18 protein-coding genes are annotated in these 17,822 nt (G+C 73.5%); 14 read left to right on the top strand and 4 right to left on the bottom strand.

Features of this window, described 5'->3' with window-relative positions; all coding sequences use genetic code 11:
* Window positions 1–50: 50 nt before the first annotated feature.
* The 3 genes from PZ894_RS09970 to PZ894_RS09960 are packed head-to-tail and all read left to right on the top strand — an operon-like array spanning window position 51 to window position 1,633.
* On the top strand, window positions 51–314 hold the full coding sequence (locus PZ894_RS09970) for a phosphoribosyl-ATP diphosphatase (protein WP_275744397.1): 264 nt from the start codon (window positions 51–53) through the stop codon (window positions 312–314).
* Window positions 315–324: 10 nt separating this feature from the next.
* Complete coding sequence (gene hisG / locus PZ894_RS09965) at window positions 325–1,185, top strand: ATP phosphoribosyltransferase (protein ID WP_275744395.1); 861 nt, start codon at window positions 325–327, stop codon at window positions 1,183–1,185.
* On the top strand, window positions 1,169–1,633 hold the full coding sequence (locus tag PZ894_RS09960; RefSeq protein ID WP_275744394.1) for a PH domain-containing protein: 465 nt from the start codon (window positions 1,169–1,171) through the stop codon (window positions 1,631–1,633). The genes hisG and PZ894_RS09960 overlap by 17 nt, the downstream gene beginning before the upstream one ends.
* Window positions 1,634–1,658: 25 nt before the next feature.
* Here PZ894_RS09960 and PZ894_RS09955 read toward each other — a convergent pair whose 3' ends face one another.
* The 4 genes from PZ894_RS09955 to PZ894_RS09940 form a co-directional block, all read right to left on the bottom strand.
* Window positions 1,659–2,291, bottom strand: coding sequence for a hypothetical protein (locus PZ894_RS09955; RefSeq protein WP_275744393.1), 633 nt, complete (start codon window positions 2,289–2,291; stop codon window positions 1,659–1,661).
* 85 nt (window positions 2,292–2,376) lie between these two features.
* Window positions 2,377–2,934: a 4-amino-4-deoxy-L-arabinose transferase gene (locus tag PZ894_RS09950; protein ID WP_275744391.1), complete on the bottom strand. Its 558-nt coding sequence runs from the start codon at window positions 2,932–2,934 to the stop codon at window positions 2,377–2,379.
* Window positions 2,918–4,153, bottom strand: coding sequence for an amino acid deaminase/aldolase (locus tag PZ894_RS09945; RefSeq protein WP_275744390.1), 1,236 nt, complete (start codon window positions 4,151–4,153; stop codon window positions 2,918–2,920). The genes PZ894_RS09950 and PZ894_RS09945 overlap by 17 nt, the downstream gene beginning before the upstream one ends.
* Window positions 4,153–4,587 (bottom strand): hypothetical protein, encoded by a 435-nt coding sequence (locus PZ894_RS09940; RefSeq protein ID WP_275744389.1) that lies wholly within the window; start codon window positions 4,585–4,587, stop codon window positions 4,153–4,155. The genes PZ894_RS09945 and PZ894_RS09940 overlap by 1 nt, the downstream gene beginning before the upstream one ends.
* A 78-nt stretch (window positions 4,588–4,665) precedes the next feature.
* On the opposite strand from PZ894_RS09940, the gene PZ894_RS09935 reads away from it, so the two are divergent.
* The 11 genes from PZ894_RS09935 (at window position 4,666) to PZ894_RS09885 (ending at window position 17,738) form a co-directional block, all read left to right on the top strand.
* The gene (locus PZ894_RS09935) at window positions 4,666–5,208 is read left to right on the top strand and encodes an SseB family protein (protein ID WP_275744388.1); all 543 of its coding nucleotides are present in this window, start codon (window positions 4,666–4,668) and stop codon (window positions 5,206–5,208) included.
* Window positions 5,209–5,510: 302 nt separating this feature from the next.
* Window positions 5,511–6,215, top strand: coding sequence for a translation initiation factor IF-3 (gene infC, locus PZ894_RS09930; protein WP_275744400.1), 705 nt, complete (start codon window positions 5,511–5,513; stop codon window positions 6,213–6,215).
* A gap of 85 nt (window positions 6,216–6,300) precedes the next feature.
* The gene (gene rpmI / locus PZ894_RS09925; protein ID WP_194504317.1) at window positions 6,301–6,495 is read left to right on the top strand and encodes a 50S ribosomal protein L35; all 195 of its coding nucleotides are present in this window, start codon (window positions 6,301–6,303) and stop codon (window positions 6,493–6,495) included.
* A 47-nt stretch (window positions 6,496–6,542) separates the two neighbouring features.
* On the top strand, window positions 6,543–6,929 hold the full coding sequence (gene rplT / locus PZ894_RS09920) for a 50S ribosomal protein L20 (protein WP_275744385.1): 387 nt from the start codon (window positions 6,543–6,545) through the stop codon (window positions 6,927–6,929).
* Between the two features lie 164 nt (window positions 6,930–7,093).
* On the top strand, window positions 7,094–7,768 hold the full coding sequence (locus tag PZ894_RS09915; RefSeq protein ID WP_345799148.1) for a TrmH family RNA methyltransferase: 675 nt from the start codon (window positions 7,094–7,096) through the stop codon (window positions 7,766–7,768).
* Between the two features lie 33 nt (window positions 7,769–7,801).
* Entirely contained in the window at window positions 7,802–8,833 is a 1,032-nt protein-coding gene (locus tag PZ894_RS09910) for a MerR family transcriptional regulator (protein ID WP_275744383.1), read from the top strand.
* Window positions 8,830–10,041, top strand: coding sequence for an MFS transporter (locus tag PZ894_RS09905; RefSeq protein WP_275744381.1), 1,212 nt, complete (start codon window positions 8,830–8,832; stop codon window positions 10,039–10,041). Before PZ894_RS09910 ends, PZ894_RS09905 begins: the two co-directional genes overlap by 4 nt.
* Window positions 10,042–10,046: 5 nt before the next feature.
* On the top strand, window positions 10,047–11,087 hold the full coding sequence (locus tag PZ894_RS09900) for a PAS domain-containing sensor histidine kinase (RefSeq protein ID WP_275744379.1): 1,041 nt from the start codon (window positions 10,047–10,049) through the stop codon (window positions 11,085–11,087).
* 68 nt (window positions 11,088–11,155) lie between these two features.
* Window positions 11,156–12,262 (top strand): phenylalanine--tRNA ligase subunit alpha, encoded by a 1,107-nt coding sequence (pheS, locus tag PZ894_RS09895; RefSeq protein ID WP_275744378.1) that lies wholly within the window; start codon window positions 11,156–11,158, stop codon window positions 12,260–12,262.
* Window positions 12,263–14,755: a phenylalanine--tRNA ligase subunit beta gene (pheT, locus tag PZ894_RS09890; RefSeq protein ID WP_275744377.1), complete on the top strand. Its 2,493-nt coding sequence runs from the start codon at window positions 12,263–12,265 to the stop codon at window positions 14,753–14,755.
* Window positions 14,739–17,738: a BTAD domain-containing putative transcriptional regulator gene (locus PZ894_RS09885; protein ID WP_275744376.1), complete on the top strand. Its 3,000-nt coding sequence runs from the start codon at window positions 14,739–14,741 to the stop codon at window positions 17,736–17,738. The genes pheT and PZ894_RS09885 overlap by 17 nt, the downstream gene beginning before the upstream one ends.
* Window positions 17,739–17,822 lie beyond the last annotated feature (84 nt).

Here is a 17,822-nt window from a genome sequence, read left to right as displayed (position 1 = left end):
GCGCTTCCCCCGCTGCGCTCCTCCAGTGCACGATTTCGCAGGGACCCCGCGTGAAGACGTTCGACGATCTCTGGGCCGAGCTGAGCGAGAAGGCGCGGTCCCGACCCGAGGATTCCGGCACCGTGCGGCAGCTCGACGCCGGGGTCCATGCGATCGGGAAGAAGCTGGTCGAGGAGGCCGCCGAGTCCTGGATGGCCGCCGAGCACGAGGGCCGCGAGCGCGCGGCGGAGGAGATCAGCCAACTCCTCTACCACGCCCAGGTCCTGATGCTGGCGACCGGCATCGAGCTCGACGACGTCTACGCACACCTGTGAGGTCCACGCCATGTCACTTCCTCCGAGACTGCTGAGGATCGCGGTCCCCAACAAGGGGTCGCTGGCCCAGTCGGCCGGCGAGATCCTGCGCGAGTCCGGCTACCGGCAGCGCGACGACGCCAAGCAGCTCACGCTCACCGACACCGAGAACGGCGTCGAGTTCTTCTACCTGCGGCCCCGCGACATCGCGCTGTACGTCGGCGAGGGCACCCTCGACGTCGGGATCACCGGCCGCGACCTGCTCGCGGACTCCGGCGCGAAGGCCGAGGAGGTGCTCGGGCTCGGGTTCGGCCGCAGCCGGTTCCGCTTCGCCGGCCCGAAGGGCGTCTACACCGACCTGACCCAGCTCGCCGGCACCCGCATCGCCACGTCGTACGTCGGCGTGGTGCGGACGTTCCTCGAGGAGCGGTCGATCGACGCCACCGTGGTCCGGCTCGACGGCGCGGTCGAGACCAGCATCCAGCTGGGCGTGGCCGACGTGATCGCGGACGTCGTCGAGACCGGCGGCACGCTGCGCCAGGCGGGCCTGGAGGTCTTCGGCGACACCATCCTCGACTCCGAGGCGGTCGTGGTGACCCGCTCCGGCGCCGTGCCCGACGGCTTCGAGATCTTCAAGCGGCGCATCGACGGGGTGCTCGTCGCGCGCGGCTACGTGATGATGGACTACGACATCCCGACCGCGCGGGTCGAGGACGCCGTCCGGCTGACGCCGGGCATCGAGAGCCCCACCGTCGCGCCGCTTCATCGCGACGGGTGGTCGGCCGTGCGGGCGATGGTCCCGCGCGACGGCGCCCAGAGGCTGATGGACGAGCTCTACGAGATCGGCGCCCGCGGCATCCTGCTCACCGACATCCATGCCTGCCGACTCTGAGCGCCGGCCGGTGCCGCTCCCACACACCTGGCGCCCGTTCGGCGTGCGCCTGGCGGGTGCCGTCCTCGGCGCCGGCCTGCTCGTGATCTGCGCGCTCACCTGGATCGGCTTCGACGACGAGACCCGGGCCCGCTTCACGACGTTCCAGCGGATCACGCTGGCCGCGCTCGGCCTGCTGGCCTTCTCGCTGTGGTTCGCGCTGGTGCGCTCGCGCGTCGTCGCCGAGGCCGGGCGGCTCGTCGTGGTCAACGGCTACCGCCGGCGCGAGTTCGCCTGGCCCCAGGTCGTCGCCGTGCACCTCCCGCCGGGCGCGCCGTGGGTGACCCTCGACCTCGCCGACGGCTCGACCGTGTCGGCCATGGGCATCCAGGGGTCCGACGGCGGCCGCGCGAAGCAGGCCGCCCGCGAGCTGCGCCAGACCGTCGAGCAGCAGACCGCGGCGGGCTGATCGGCGCGGGCTGATCGGCGCGGGCTCAGGACGACCGGCCCACCCCGACGGCGGCCAGGACCGCGGCGCCGCCGTCCAGGGCACCCCGCACCAGCCCGTCGCCCTCGGCCGCGCCCGGTGGCGTCTCGGCGGGGTCGTCGGTCAGCCGTACGTCGCGACAGCCGAAGTCGTCGACGACCACGCCGACCAGGCCGTCGTCGTGGGGGTAGACGACCAGCCACCGGGGCCCGAGGTCCGTGGTGCACATCCGCCCGGCGTCGTCGAACGGCGCGAGGTGGGCCAGTGCCTCGGCGAGGTCGTCCAGGTCCGCGTCGCCGACCACGCGGGGCTCGCCGTGGCGCACCCACGCGTAGCCGGGGCCGCCCTCGGGCCGCTGGCCGGCATCCACCGGGTCGTAGCGACAGGTCCACGCCTGCTCAGGCGTCGGCAGCGACGGTGCCTCATCGGCGTCGCCCGACGTGCCGGATCCCGGAGCGTCGGGGTCGGCCGGGAGAGCCAGCCTCGCCGGGCACAGCTCGTCGATCGGCGGCGCGGCGCTCTCGGTCGGTGGCTGGCTGCTCGGCGCCGGCTCCTCGGATGGCTCCGTGGCCCGCGGCGACGACGAGTCCCCGCAGCCGGCGAGCGTCAGCGCGAGGAGTGGGGCCAGAAGTCCGGTCAAGAGTCCGGCCAGGAGTCCGGCAGGGTCGGTCCAGCGTCTCGAGCACCTCATGACCCTCCGACGATCCCACGCCGCCCCTGGTTCCTCACGTGCCGAAGACGAGGTCCGCCCGCTCCCGGGTGCGGTGCCGGGCGAAGTGCTCCGCCTCGGCGGCCGCCCATTGCTCCCAGTACGGCGCGAACGCCTCGCCGTCGCGCTCGATCCCGCGCCGCATGCGCACGTCGTACGCCGCCTCGATCCAGACCACCACGGTGGCGAGGTCGACCGTGCCCCGCGACCCCGAGCCGACTCCCTCCAGGACCAGCAACGACCCGGGCGAGACCGACACCGTCTCGGCGTACTCACCCCGCTCCCAGTCGTAGCGGCGGTAGCCGCCCGGCCGCCCGGCGGCGAGCGGGCGCAGGAGGCCGTCGAGCTGGGCGTCGATTGTCGGCAGCCCGGACCAGCCCTCGTAGAGGTCGTCCATGTGCACCACGCGCTCGTCGTCGCCGGCCAGTGCCGTCACGGCCCGGGCGAGCGTGCTCTTCCCCGAGCCCGCCCGGCCGTCGATGCAGACCAGCCGCCCGTCGCCGAGCGTGGCCGGCCGGCTCCACGCCAGCTCCAGGACCCGCTCCGCCGACGGCGCCTCAGAAGGCCTGGCCACAGCCGCGGTAGCTCGGCACGGTGTCGACGAACTCGCCGCCCGCGAGCAGGTGCACGTTCACGGCGTGCTCGAACGGCTCGCCGGACTTCGCCGGCCGGAACCACACCAGGTCGCCGACCTCGAGCAGGTCCGCGGGCTGGCCGGTCAGCGGCGTCTGCACCTCGCCGGCGCCCTCGAGCGGGGTGAGCCGGAGCCCGGCCGGCGCCCACGGCGTCGGCAGCCGGTCGGCGCCCGCCTGTCCGGACGCCACGATGCCGCCGCCGTGCACCGTCACCATCCCGGGTGCGGGCCTGCGGACCACCGGCAGCCCGAGGTACGACGCGGGCCGCGGCTCGAACGACGCGTAGTGGTCGAACAGCGTCGGCACCAGCAGGCCCGAACCCGCGGCGATCTCGGTGACGACCGGGTCGGCGGCGGTGGCCTCGACCGACCCCGAGCCGCCACCGTTCCAGAACTCCAGGTCGGCGACCTGCCGGAGGGCCTCGTCGAGCTCGCGCCGGCGCACCGCGAGCTGCGACATCGACAGGGTCTTGAGGCGGCGGAGCACGAGCGACCGCGTGCGCGCCGTCGGCACGGTGTCCTGGAGCCCGGCGACCTGACCCTCGTAGGTCATCGCACCCACCAGCCGGAAGCCGTCGCGGCGGGTGACCTCGCGGGCGAGCGCGACGATCGCGGCGGCGTCCTGCAGCGGCGAGCGCTTGGGTCCGATGTGCTGACCGCCGAAGCGGAGACCGGCATCGATGTCGAGGGCGACCCGCACGTCGACCCCGGTCGGGAGGCGCACGCCGTCGACCACGTCGAGGTGCGCGGTGCTGTCGACCATGATCGTGATGGCGGCGGCCGCCTCCGGCGACGTGACGAGGTCGGCCAGCGCGCCGCGGTCGACGGTGGGGTAGGCGACGACGATGTCGTCGCTGATGCCGTGCCGATGCAACCAGAGCGCCTCGCGCAGCGTGAACGCGAGGACGCCCCGGAAGCCGTCGTGGGCGAGTGCCCGCTCGATCAGGGCCGGAATGCGCAGCGACTTCGACGCGACCCGGATCGGCAGCCCGCCGGCGCGGCGCGCCAGGTCGTCGGCGTTCGCGTCGAACGCGTCGAGGTCCACCACGAAGACCGGTGTCGGCAGGGGAACCCCCTGCTTCGCGACCGCGAGGTTGAGCCGCGACCACAGCAGGTTGCGGTCCACGACGCTGCGCTGCTGGGTCCTCGATGGCGCCATCAGCTGATGCCGCGCTTGCGGAGGAGGGCCTCGATCTCGGCCATCTCGGGGTCGGCCTCCGCGGCCGCCGTCTGCCGGGGAGCCCGACCGGCCGGCAGCTCGTCGGCCGAGCCGCCCTTCGCCGGCGCCTTCCCGAGCTGGCGTGCGCGCATCATGCCGGACACGACGATCAGCGTGATGCCCACGCCGCCGACGATCACGCCGAGCCACACCGTGGGGCTGAAGACCAGCCGCGTCGCCCAGTCGGTGACCGCGTCGGCGATGCGCGTGAACATCTGCAGCGTCTCGGTGAGGTACGCCGCGAGCGGGAGCAGCGTGAACCCGAGGGCACGCAGCCCGGAGGTGAAACCGCGCCGCCGGAAGGCGGCCCAGGTCCAGATGCCGCCGAGCACCGTCAGGCTGAGGGTGAGTGCGGCCCACGCAGCGTCGTCCACGCCTCCAATGTCCCACACGGGAGGTGACCCCCGTCCGGTGGATTGGGCCGGGCGCGCGCCACCGGGGAGGATGGCACCGTGCTGGAACCCGACCCCACCCACTCCCGGGTGATCCCGGACCCGGGCTTCGCGGCCGACGACGGGTCGGCCCAGCCGGAGCTCGTGCGGGCGCTGGCCGCGTGGGAGCAGGACCCCACGACCTACCCCGAGGCGCTCGCCGTGCTGCAGCGCTCCCGGCTCCTGGTGCCCGTCGTCGCGGTGCTGGGCGAGGTCGAGCGCGACGAGACGGGCCTCGCCCATGACAAGTCCAGCGACATGGCGACGGTGCTCGTGCAGGGCGCCGACGGTCGGCTCGCGCTGCTCGCCTTCACCGGCACCGGCCCGCTCACGGCGTGGAGTCCCGAGGCGCGCCCGGTGCCGGTCGCGGCGGACCTCGCCGCCCGGTCCGCGCTCCAGGACGGCGCCGCGGCCCTGGTCGTCGACCTCGCCGGTCCCGCGCGGTTCGTGGTCGAGGGCGACGACCTCCGCGGCCTCGCAGAGGGGTGGACCCTCGCCCGGGTCAGCGGCGGCACCGCCTGGATTCGGCCCGACGGGGAATCTTCGGCTAGCATTCTACGTTGACCGATCAGTTCCGACCCGACCGTGACCGCGAGGCCGCGGGCGAGCCGGAGCAGATCTCACAAGCGGAGGTCAGCACGATCGCCTCCCACCCGCACCGACCGCCGTTGTCGCACGCTGGCAGCACAGGTCGTCGGGTCCGGTCCCGAGGCGCGGCCTCCGGCGTACGACGTCGGCGTTCTCGCCCCGCAGGCACTCCCGCGACGCGTGGGGGGCCGTTCGACTGGCTTCCGCTTGCACCAAGCGGAAGCCATTGTCGATTTCGGACCTCCTCCAAGGGCCGGGCCGGCAGCGGACTTCCGGTCATCTGGCCATCAGGAGGACACATCAGCACCGAGCTGCGCATCAACGAGCGGATCCGGGTTCCCGAGGTCCGGCTCGTTGGACCCAACGGGGAGACGGTCGGCATCGTGCCGACCGATCAGGCCCTGAAGCTCGCCCAGGAGGCAGACCTCGACCTCGTCGAGATCGCGCCGCAGGGCAAGCCGCCCGTCTGCAAGCTCATGGACTACGGGAAGTTCAAGTACGAGAACGCCCAGAAGGCCCGTGAGGCGCGTCGCAACCAGACGAACGTCGTCATCAAGGAGATGAAGCTCCGCCCGAAGATCGACCAGCACGACTACGAGACCAAGAAGGGTCACGTCGTGCGGTTCCTGCGGGCCGGCGACAAGGTGAAGATCACGATCATGTTCCGTGGTCGTGAGCAGCACCGTCCCGAGCTGGGCTTCCGCCTGCTCCAGAAGCTCGCGGAGGACGTCACGGAGCTGGGCTTCGTCGAGTCCGCACCCAAGCAGGACGGCCGCAACATGATCATGGTGCTCGGCCCGCACAAGAAGAAGGCCGACGCCAAGGTCGAGATGCAGGCCGAAAAGGAGACCCGCGCCGCCGAGCGTGCGGCACTCGAGGCGGAGGAGCGCGCCGAGCGCGACGCCGCCCACGCCGCCGGACCGGTCGCGAAGAAGAAGGAGCGTGGCCGCTCCGAGAACCTCGATCCCGAGATCGACGCCTGAAGCTCCCGCAGACGCCCGAGTTCGTCGGTCGAGCCAGCACGAGAGCTCGACCGGCGCGATCTGCAGCAATGAGAGAGAGACACCAATGCCGAAGAACAAGACGCACTCCGGAGCGAGCAAGCGCTTCCGCGTGACCGGGTCGGGCAAGATCCGTCGCCAGAAGGCCGGCCTGCGCCACAACCTGGAGAAGAAGCCCTCCAAGGTCACCCGCCGCATGTCCGGCACCACCGAGGTCGCCAAGGCCGACGTGCCGCGCGCCAAGAAGCTGCTGGGTCGCTGACCCCTTCGCACCCGCACCGAGAACTTTGAGCAACAAGGAGTAAGACAGTGGCACGCGTCAAGCGGGCAGTGAACGCCCAGAAGAAGCGCCGGACGACCCTCGAGCGCGCCGCCGGCTACCGCGGCCAGCGCTCGCGCCTCTACCGCAAGGCGAAGGAGCAGGTCACCCACTCGCTGGTCTACAGCTACAACGACCGCCGCAAGAACAAGGGCAACTTCCGTCGCCTGTGGATCCAGCGCATCAACGCCGCCGCGCGGGCGCAGGGCCTGACCTACAACCGCTTCATCCAGGGCCTGAACCTGGCGGGCGTCGAGGTCGACCGCAAGATCCTCGCCGACCTGGCCGTCAACGACGTCGCCGCGTTCAACGCGCTCGTCGAGACCGCGAAGGCCGCCCTCCCCGAGGACGTCAACGCGCCGAAGGTCTCGGCCTGACGCAGGACGACGCACCCCTGACGGCGGGCGCTCCTCTCACAGTACGGAACGGCCGCCTCAAGGACATCCGGAAGCTCAGCCGCCGCTCGGTTCGCACCGAGCGGCGGCTCTTCCTTGCCGACGGCCCGAAGGCCGTCGAGGGCGCCCTCGCCGTCGCGGGGTGCGTGATCGAGGTCTTCGCCACCACGTCGGCCACCGAGCAGCACGCCGGCCTGGTCGCGGCCGCACCCCGTTGGACACTGGTCGACGAGGCGGCGCTGGCCTCGCTCAGTGACAGCGTGACCCCAGCCGGCGTCGTCGCTGTCTGCCACTTCCTCGACGTCCCGCTCGCCTCGGTGGTTGAGGAAGGCGCCCTGGCGCCTGTCTCGAAACCACCGAACCTCCTCGCCCTCTGCGCCGACATCCGCGATCCCGGCAACGCCGGGACGGTGATCCGGTGCGCCGACGCCGCCGGCGCCGACGCCGTCGTGCTCGCCGGCCACTCGGTCGACCCCTACAACCCGAAGACCGTGCGGGCCAGCGTCGGCAGCCTCTTCCACCTGCCGATCGTGCTCGAGCCCGACCCGGCCGCCGCCGTACGCGCCGCGCGGGCGGCGGGCCTCCAGGTGCTGGCCGCCGACGGGACCGGCGAGGTCGACCTCGAGGACGCGGGGGAGATCCTGGCCGCGCCCACCGCGTGGTTGTTCGGCAACGAGGCCTGGGGCCTCCCCGACGAGCTCGCCGCCCTCGCGGACCACCGCGTCCGCATCCCGATCCACGGCCGGGCCGAGAGCCTGAACCTGTCGACCGCCGCAGCCCTGTGCCTCTACGCCTCGGCGCGGGTGCACCGGCGGAGTTGACCTTCAGGTCACCTGAGCCTCGAGCGTGGCGCCATGACGTCCTCACCACTGCTGACGATCGGTGCGTTCGCCCGCGCCGTCGGCCTGACCGCCAGTGCCCTGCGCCACTACGACGAGTGCGGGCTGCTGCCTCCCGCCGAGGTCGACGACGCGACCGGCTACCGCTACTACACCCCGGACCTGGCGGCCCGGGCCCGGCTGATCGTCTTGATGCGCGCGGCGGGCGTGCCCATCGAGGTGATGCGCCGCGTGCTCGACGGCCCGGCGGGCGAGGCCGGCGCCGTCCTGACCGCGCTGGTCGAGGAGCGGGCCACCGATGCCGCACGGGCGCGCGCGGTGCTGTGCGAGGTGCTCGGCGAGGACGCGGCCACCGGTGCCCGGGCCCGTGTGGACGCGCGGTCCCTGGCGGCCGCGCTGCGCCAGGTTCGTCCCGCGGCGGACGGCGATCCGACGACGCAGCTCAGCACGGTCCTGGTGGACGTTGCCGCCGACGGCGTCGACGTGGTCGCCACCAACCGCTACTGGATGGCGATCCGGTCGCTGCAGTCGGGGGAGGCGGCCGGCAGTGGACGGGTCGTGCTCGGACTGGCCGACGCCGCGCGACTCGCCGACGGGCTCGACGACCACGACATCATCGACCTCGAACTGGCCGACGGCCGCCTCGGCTTCGGTGACGAGCTGCCCGCGGTCGTCGGACGGACGACGCCCTACCCGGCCCACCGGCTGCTCGTGGCCGGACTCGAGCCGGCGATCACGCGCGCCGTCGCGCCCACACGGGGGCTGGCCGACGCAGTCGCCCGCAGCGGCCGTGCCGAGGTCGTCCTGGAGCTGGGAACCGCGGCGATCGCGGTCGCCGCCGACGATGCGCCACGACACGAGCTGGCGGCGGCGGTCAGCGGGCCCGACCTCACGGTGCGAATGGGCAGCGCGCTCCTGCAGCGCGCGCTCGGCGCCTGTCTCGGTGCCGAGGTCCTGCTCGAGGTCGCTGCCGGGGACCGGGCGGTACGGCTGAGCTCGCCGTACCAGCCGGGCTTCCTCGCCCTCGTCATGCCCGCCCCGCGGTGAAGGTCCGCCACCCGTTCGGTGTCTGGCTGGCCGCTGCCGCGCTGTCGTCCACCGGTGACTCGATCTCGTTCTTCGCGCTGGGCTGGGTCGCGGCCGCCCACGGCCCGGCAGCCGTCTCCCTGGTGCTGACGGTCGAGAGTATCCCGCTGTGCGTGCTGATCCTGGCCGGGGGAGTGCTCGGCGACCGCTTCGGCGTTCGCCGCATGATGATCGCCTGCGACGCCGCGATGGCCCTCGTGATGGCCACACTCGCCGTGGGAGCGACCCGGGGCGTGCCGCTGTGGTCGCTGGTGGCGGTCGCGATGCTCTCCGGGATCGCGGCGGCACTGCGACGTCCGGCGGAGGGCGTGTTCCCCCGGCTGTTCCACGACGGCGACCAGCTCGCGAAGCGGATGGCACTGGTCGGCGCCTGCCTCCAGGTCGCGCGCGTGGCGGGACCGGTCGTGGGTGGGGTCATGGTGGCCGCCGGTGGTCTGCCGGTCACGGCGGGCGTCGACGCTGCCACCTTCGCGGTCGTGCTGGTCGTGCTGTCCCTGGTGCGGCCACCGCGCGAGGCCGACCACGTCGCCACGGCGCCGGGCCGCGGCTGGCGCTCGGTCGGCGACGGGCTGCGCGCCGCCGCACGGACGCCAGGTGTGCCGCGCACCGTGATCGCGGTGATGGCCCTCGCCGGCTCCGTGCTGCCGCTGGTGATGCTCTGCGTGCCGGTCGCGGGACGCGATCGCGGGTGGTCGGCGGCCTTCGTCGGTGTCGTCGTCGCGGCGTGGGTGGCCGGCGGACTGGTGGTGACGCTGATCGTCGCGCGGCGAGGAGCGCCGGGTCGGCGTACCGCCCTCGTCGGGCCGCTCCTCGCGGCCGGTGGCGTCATCGTGCTGGCGATCGAGGCCAGCCGCTGGGCGGGTCTGGGCGCCATGCTCGTGGTCGGAGCGGGGACGACGATGTTCACGGCCCACCTCCTGCCGGCGTTCGTGGAGCGCACGCCGCCGGACATGCTGGCCCGCTTCCAGTCGCTGCTCGGCCTGGCTCAGACCGGGCCGGTGCTGGTGGTGACCCCGGTGCTCGGTGCCGGCGCTGCCCACCTCGGTCTCGGCGCGGCGTTGGCCGTCGTCGCCGTCCTGGTGGCGGGAGCGGCGCTGCCGATGGTGGAGCGGACGCGCCCGGGCCGGCTGCGTACGGCGGTCGCGGAGGCGGACCTCCCCGTAGGGTGAGCGTCGTGGATGACCCACTCGACCTGCTCTCCGACGGCGTGGTGCTCGCCGACGGCTCCGGCGTGGTCACCGCGGTGAACCGCGTGGCCGCCGGCTGGCTGGGCGCCGACGCGGCGGCCCTGAGGGGCGAGCCGCTCCGCGAGGTGCTCGCCCTCCAGGACCACGAGGGCCGCGACTGGGTGTCGGTCAACTGCCCGTACGGCGGGCTGTCGACGCGCACGGCCGTGCCCGAGCAGTCGTGGCTCCTGCCCGACGGCACCGAGGTGCTCGTGGTCGCCCGGATCCACCGCGCCTCGCTGGCCGAGCCGGTCAGCGGCGTGGCCGTGAGCATCCGCTCCGGTCGCGGCCGCGCCCGCCTCGACCGCGAGCGCTCCGACCTGGTCGCGACCGTCGCCCACGAGCTGCGGTCGCCGCTGACCGGCGTGAAGGGGTTCGTCCAGGCGCTGCTGAACCGCTGGGACAAGCTCAACGACGAGCAGAAGAAGCTGATGCTCACCACCGTCGCGTCCGACTCCGACCGGCTCAGCCGGCTGATCGCGGAGCTGCTCGACGTGGCCCGCATCGACACCGGCCGCCTCCAGCTCTACCCGCGCCCCTCCGACGCCGCCGTGCTGTCCAGCCGGGTCGTCGAGTCGGTGGCCGCCGGCACCAGCCGGCCGGTCGAGATCGAGGTCGCCGACGGGCTGCCCGAGGTCGACGTCGATCCCGACAAGTTCACCCAGGTGGTGACCAACCTGGTCGAGAACGGCGTCCGTCACGGGGAGGGGACGGTGCGGGTCGTGCTCGCCCACGACGAGCACGCACCCGACGTGCCGGGCATCCGGCTGACCGTCACCGACGAGGGTGACGGGATCTCGCCGGAGCTCCGGCGGCGGGTGTTCACCAAGTTCTGGACCAGCGGCCAGCGCGGCGGGTCCGGGCTCGGCCTCTACCTCGTCAACGGCCTGGTGCGTGCCCACGGCGGGACCGTGACGATCGACGACGGGGAGGGCGGGGGAGCGCGCATCGACGTGCTGCTGCCGGCCTCGGTCGCCGCATCACCCTGACCCGTCCCGCCGACCGGGCTGCGGAACCGGTTCGCGCCGTCCGCGCCCGCCTTCCTAGACTCGTCCTCGTGTCCGGACCCAACACCGACTACGACCCTGTGGAGGTCACCCCGTTGAAGGCCGAGGAGGTCGAGGCCGCGCGCGACGCAGCGCTCGCCGCGATCGCAGCCGCCGCCGACCTCGCCGAGCTGAAGCAGGTCCGGATCGACCACACCGGCGACCGCTCGCCCCTGGCGCTCGCCAACCGGGAGATCGGCGCGCTGCCGCCCCAGGCCCGCAAGGAGGCCGGCCAGCGCATCGGCCGGGCCCGCGGCGCCGTCAACAAGGCGCTCGCCGACCGGCAGGCCGTGCTCGAGGTCGAGCACGAGGAGCGGATGCTGGTCGAGGAGACCGTCGACGTCACCGTGCCGACCGACCGGGTCCCGACCGGTGCCCGCCACCCGCTGACGACCGGCGCCGAGCTGATCGCCGACATCTTCGTCGCGATGGGGTGGGAGGTCGCCGAGGGGCCGGTCATCGAGGCGGAGTGGCTCAACTTCGACGCCCTCAACCTGGGCCCGGACCATCCGGCGCGCACCATGCAGGACACGTTCTGGACCGACCCGGGCGACGACCACCTCGTGCTGCGCACCCACACCTCCCCGGTGCAGGCCCGCACGATGCTGCAGCGCACGCCGCCGATCTACGTCATCTGTCCCGGCCGCGTCTTCCGCACCGACGAGTACGACGCGACGCACAGCCCCGTCTTCCACCAGGTCGAGGGTCTCGCCATCGACGAGGGCATCACGATGGCCCACCTCAAGGGCACGCTCGACCACTTCGCCGCGCAGATGTTCGGCGAGGGCATCAACACGCGGTTCCGCCCGTCGTACTTCCCCTTCACCGAGCCGAGCGCCGAGGTCGACCTGGTCTGCTTCGTCTGCCGCGGCGCCGGCGAGCTCGACGGCTCGTCCTGCCGCACCTGCCGCGGCGAGGGCTGGATCGAGTGGGGCGGCTGCGGGGTCGTCAACCCGCGGGTGCTCGCGGCCTGTGGCGTCGACGCGGAGCGCTACACCGGCTTCGCGTTCGGCATGGGCATCGACCGGACGCTGATGTTCCGCCACGGCATCGAGGACCTGCGGGAGCTCTTCGAGGGCGACGTTCGCTTCACCACCGCCTTCGGAACGGAGCTCTAGATGAAGGCCCCCGCATCCTGGATCCGCGAGTACGTCGACCTGCCGGCCGGGGTGACGACCGAGGAGCTCGCGGCGCGACTGACCGCGCTCGGGCTCAAGCTCGAGGCGATCGTCAGTCCCGGCGACCGGATCACCGGCCCGCTCGTCGTCGGCAAGGTGCTCACGAAGGAGCCCGAGCCGCAGAAGAACGGCAAGACGATCAACTGGTGCACGGTCGACGTCGGTGCCGCCAACGGCACCGGCGAGCCGCAGGGCATCGTCTGCGGCGCCCACAACTTCGCGCCCGGCGACCTGGTCGTGGTGGTCCTGCCGGGCGGCGTGCTGCCCGGCGACTTCGCGATCTCGGCCCGCAAGACCTACGGCCACGTGTCCGCCGGCATGATCTGCTCGGCCCGCGAGCTCGGGCTCGGGGAGGACCACGACGGCATCATCGTGCTGCCCGAGGGCGCCGGCGAGCCTGGTGAGAGCGCCTTCCCGCTGCTCGGTCTCGACGACGACGTCATCGAGTTCGAGATCAACCCCGACCGCGCCTACGCCCTGTCGCTTCGCGGCATCGCCCGCGAGGCCGCGCTGGCGTACGACGCGCCGTACCGCGATCCCGCGGACCGCGCCCTCCCGGAGCCCAACGCCACCGGCCACCCGGTCCGGATCGACGACCCCGTCGGCTGCCCGGTCTTCGTCGCCCGCAAGGTCACCGGCTTCGACCCGACCGCCGCGTCCCCGGACTGGATGGTGCGGCGGCTGACGCAGGCGGGCATGCGGCCGATCTCGCTGGCCGTCGACGTCACCAACTACGTGATGCTCGAGATCGGCCGGCCGATCCACGGCTACGACGCCGACAGGGTCCGCGGGCCGATCGGGGTCCGGCGGGCGCGCGAGGGCGAGCGGGTCACGACCCTCGACGGCGCCGAGCGCATCCTGTCGATCGAGGACCTGGTCGTGACCGACGACTCCGGGATCATCGGCCTCGGCGGCGTCATGGGTGGCGAGACCACCGAGATGTCCGAGACGACCACGAGCATCCTCGTCGAGGCCGCCCACTGGGACGCGGTGTCGATGTTCCGCACCGGCAAGCGCCACAAGATCACCTCCGAGGCCGGCAAGCGCAACGAGCGCGGCGTCGACCCGGTCGTCACCCAGGCGGCCGCCGACCGCGTGGTCGAGCTGCTCACGACGTTCGGCGGCGGCACCGCAGACCCGGGCGTCACCGTGGTGGGTCTGCCGCCGGAGCAGCCGCGGATCACCATCTCCTACGACCTGCCCGCGCGGGTGACCGGGATGCCGATCGACGCCGCGACCACCGTCGCTCATCTCGAGGCGGTCGGCTGCGTGCTCGAGAAGGGCGACACGACGCTCACGGCGACCACGCCGCCGTGGCGCCCCGACCTCACCGATCCCTTCGACCTGGTCGAGGAGGTCGCGCGCGTGGTCGGCTACGACCGGGTGCCGTCGGTGCTGCCGCGCGAGGCCGCTGGCCGTGGCCTGACCAGGGAGCAGCGTCTCCGCCGTCGCGTCGGCCGCACGCTCGCCGGCGCGGGCTGCGCGGAGGTGATCAGCTTCCCGTTCGTCGGCGACGCGACGTTCGACGCCCTGGGGCTCGCCGCCGACGACGTACGCCGTGCGACCGTCCGCCTCGCCAACCCGCTCTCCAGCGAGGAGCCGTCGTACACCACCACGCTGCTGCCCGGGCTGCTGAAGGCGGTCGCCCGCAACCTCGGTCGGGGGGCGCCGGGCGTCGCGCTCTTCGAGACCGGCACGGTGGCGTTCCCGGCCGACCGTGGCCCGGCGCCGATCTACGGCGTCGACTGGCGCCCCAGCGACGACGAGCTCGCCAAGCTGTTCGAGGCGATCCCCGACCAGCCGCTGCACCTCGCCGTGGTGCTGGCGGGTGAGCGTGAGCGTGCCGGCTGGTGGGGCGAGGGTCGCGACGCCGGCTGGGCCGACGCGGTGGGGCTGGTGCGCCGACTGGGCGCGGAGCTCGGCGTCGGCGTCGACGTGGCCGCCGCGCGGCGGATGCCCTGGCACCCCGGTCGCTGTGCCGAGGTGCGCGTCGCCGGACCGGAGACGGGCGTCGTGCTCGGCCATGCCGGCGAGCTGCACCCGAAGGTCTGCCAGGCGTTCGGGATCCCGGCGCGCAGCGCGGCGCTCGAGATCGACCTCGACGCCCTGATGCGGCACGCCCGCGACGTGGTGCCCGGACCCGACTTCTCGACGTACCCGGTCGCGAAGGAGGACGTCGCGCTGGTCGTCGACGCGAAGGTGAGGTCGGTCGCGGTCGAGACCGCGCTGCGCGAGGGCGCGGGAGACCTGCTGGAGTCCGTGCGGCTCTTCGACGTCTACACCGGCGAGCAGCTGGGCGAGGGCAAGAAGTCGCTGGCCTTCGCCCTGCGGTTCCGCGCCGACGACCGCACGTTGACAGAGGAGGAGACCGCGGCAGCGCGTGACGCGGCCGTCGCCCTCGCCGCCGAGCGGACCGGTGCCGTCCAGCGCTGACGGACCGCCGGCTCCCCGGCTCACGGTCCTCGACGACGTCACGTGGTCCGGTGACCCGGTCCCGGGCGAGCGCACGCACGCGCTGCTGCGTGCGCTCGTCGACGCCGGGTCCCGGGGGCTGTCCGAGGGCTCCCTGGTGGAGGAGATCTGGGGCGATGACGTGCCCGCCAACCCCACCAAGGCGCTCCAGGTGGTCGTCTCGCGGGCCCGCTCGGCGATCGGCGCGGAGACCATCGAGCGCACCGCTCGCGGCTACCGGCTCGCGCTGGGCTCGGACGACGTCGATGCGTGGGCGCTGCGTCCCGAGGCACTGCGGCTGGCGGCCGCGGGCGACTACGTCGCGGCGCTGCCCCTCCTGGAGCGCGCCAGTCCCGACGACGAGGTCGTGGCCGCCCTGCTGCGCTCGGTCGCCGGCGTGCACGGCGTGCCGGCCGCGCTCGAGCGCTACGAGGCCTACCGCGAGGACCTCGCCGACCGCCTCGGGGTCGACCCCGGCCCGGAGCTCCGGGCCCTGCACGCCGACCTGCTCGCCCGCGACCATCCCGTGCGCGCGGGGTTGCTCTACGAGGCGTCGCGGCTGATCGGGCGCGCGGACGACGTCGTCGCGCTCGAGGAGATGATCCGGGCGTCGCGGGTCACCTCGATCGTCGGCCCCGGCGGGCTCGGCAAGACCCGGCTCGCCCACCTGATGGGGCGCCTGGCCGAGCAGCCCGTGGTGCACTTCGTCGAGCTCGCCGGCGTCACGTCACCCGAAGGCGTCGCGGTCGAGGTCGGTGACGTGCTCGGCGTCCGCGAGTCGGTCGCCGGCCGGCTCACCTCGGCCGCGGCACGTCGCACCGACCTCGCCGGCCGCATCCTCGACCAGATCGGCGCCGCACCCGCGCTGCTGATCCTCGACAACTGCGAGCACCTCGTCGAGGCGGTCGCCGACCTCGTCTCCGTGCTCGTGCAGCGAACGCCCGACCTCCGGGTCCTGACCACGAGCCGCGCGCCGCTCGGCCTGGCCGCCGAGCGCGTCTACCAGCTGCCCCAGCTCGGGCTCGACGACGCCGTGGAGCTCTTCGGCGAGCGAGCGACGGCCGCGCGGCCCGGCGTACGCCTCGACGAGGACGAGGTCCGTTCGCTCGTCGCCCGCCTCGACGGTCTGCCGCTGGCGGTCGAGCTCGCCGCCGCCAAGGTGCGCGTCATGTCCGTGGTGGAGATCGGACGCCGCATCGAGGACCGGTTCGCCCTGCTCCGCGGCGGCTCGCGCGACGCCCCGGAGCGCCACCAGACCCTGCTCGCCGTCATCGACTGGAGCTGGAACCTGCTCCACGACGAGGAGCGCGTCGCGCTGCGGCGGCTGTCGATCTTCCGCGACGGGTTCTCCCTGGAGGGCGCGGAGGCCGTCATCGACGGCGACCCGCTCGGGCCGCTGTCGAACCTCGTCGACCAGTCGTTGGTCACGGTCACCGAGAGTGGCGGATCGGTGCGCTACCGGCTGCTCGAGACCGTGCGCGAGTTCGGCCAGATGCAGCTCGTCGGGGCGGGGGACGACGCCGAGACGCTGACCCGGCTGCGCACGTGGGGCGTGGAGTTCGCCCTGCGCTGCTCGGAGCGGCTCTTCGGACCGCGCCAGGTCGAGACCATGACCGACATCCGCACCGAGGAGGGCAACCTCGTCGACCTGCTCCGCCGCTGCCTGCGCGGCAGGGACGCCCACGCCGTGGCTGCCCTGATGGCCTGCCTGTCCGACTTCTGGACCATCGAGGGCAGCCACCTCAAGGTCGTCAACGTCTCCGCAGCCGTGGAGGACGTCGTCGTCGAGGCGCAGGTCCCTCCGGAGCTCGAGGAGGCTCTGCGCACGACGCTGGTCGCGATCGCGTTCAACACGATGATCTTCGCCGACTCGCTCGCAGGCCGGGCCTTCGACCGGCTCGAGCAGCTCGGCACGGGGGCGCGGCGCACCCGCAGCGACATCGCGGCCACCGTCCTCCTCACGGCCCGCCGCAGCCTGGACGACAGGCGGCCCGACGGCCTGGAGGCGCTGTGCGCCGACGACGACCGCCGGGTGGCGGCCCTGGCGATGCAGTGGTCGAGCCAATTCCACGAGAACCAGGGCGAGGTCCGGCTGGCGCAGCAGCGCGGGCTCCAGGCGCTGGAGCTCGCCGACGACGCCGAGGGCCCCTGGGGGCCGGCGCTCATCCGCGCCCAGCTCGCCGGGCTCACCATGCAGGTCGGCGACATGGACGAGGCGATGACCTACGCCCGCGACGCGATCCCCGTGCTCGAGGCGCTCGGCGCCGACGAGGACGTCGCCCAGCTCAAGGCGGTGCTCGCCCTCGGGGCGATGGAGGACGGGCGCATCGCCGACGCCGAGCGGATCTTCGACGAGATCGAGGCCGAGGACTCCGGCGCCGGCGTGTTCGGCGCGGCCATCGTGATGCTCTGCGGCCGCCCGGAGCTCGACCTCGCCGCGGGCAGGACCGAGGCGGGCCTGCGCGGATACCGGGACGCCGTGACCACGCTGTCGGCGCGCGCCTTCCCCGGCCTGGAGACCATGATCGGCTTCGAGCCCTGGACGATGTACGCCGAGGCCGCGGCGCTGACCGCCCACGTGCGGCACGGTCGTGCGGAGGCGGTCGCGGGCATGCACCGCGACCTGCTCGGCAAGACCCGGAAGATCCTCGACGACGTGGGCATCGGGTTCCTCGACTACCCCGTCGTCGGCTCGGTGCTGTTCGCGCTGGCCGTGCGGGAGCTGTCCGACCGGCCGGGTCCGGAGCGGGCGGCCCTCGCCGTGCGTCTGCTCGTCCTCGCCGACCGGTTCGGCTACAACCGGCAGCTGCCCAGCCTCGCCTGGGCCCCGGGGCTCGCGCTCGCGGAGGCGGCGCTGCCGGGGGAGGAGGCCCGGGTCCGCGCCGGCCTCGACGGCCGCAGCGCACCGGAGCTCCGCCAGGAGGTCGGCGCTCTCCTGGCGGAGCTCTGGCAGCACGGTGGTTGAGGAAGGCGCCCTGGCGCCTGTCTCGAAACCACCCGAGCGGACCGGTGGTTGAGGAAGGCGCCCCGGCGCCGGTGTCACGGTGGT

Source organism: Nocardioides sp. YIM 152315, assembly GCF_029210375.1.
Taxonomy (GTDB): domain Bacteria; phylum Actinomycetota; class Actinomycetes; order Propionibacteriales; family Nocardioidaceae; genus Nocardioides.
The sequence above is the reverse complement of the archived record's forward strand: the minus strand, read 5'-3'. Positions and strand labels throughout refer to the sequence as shown.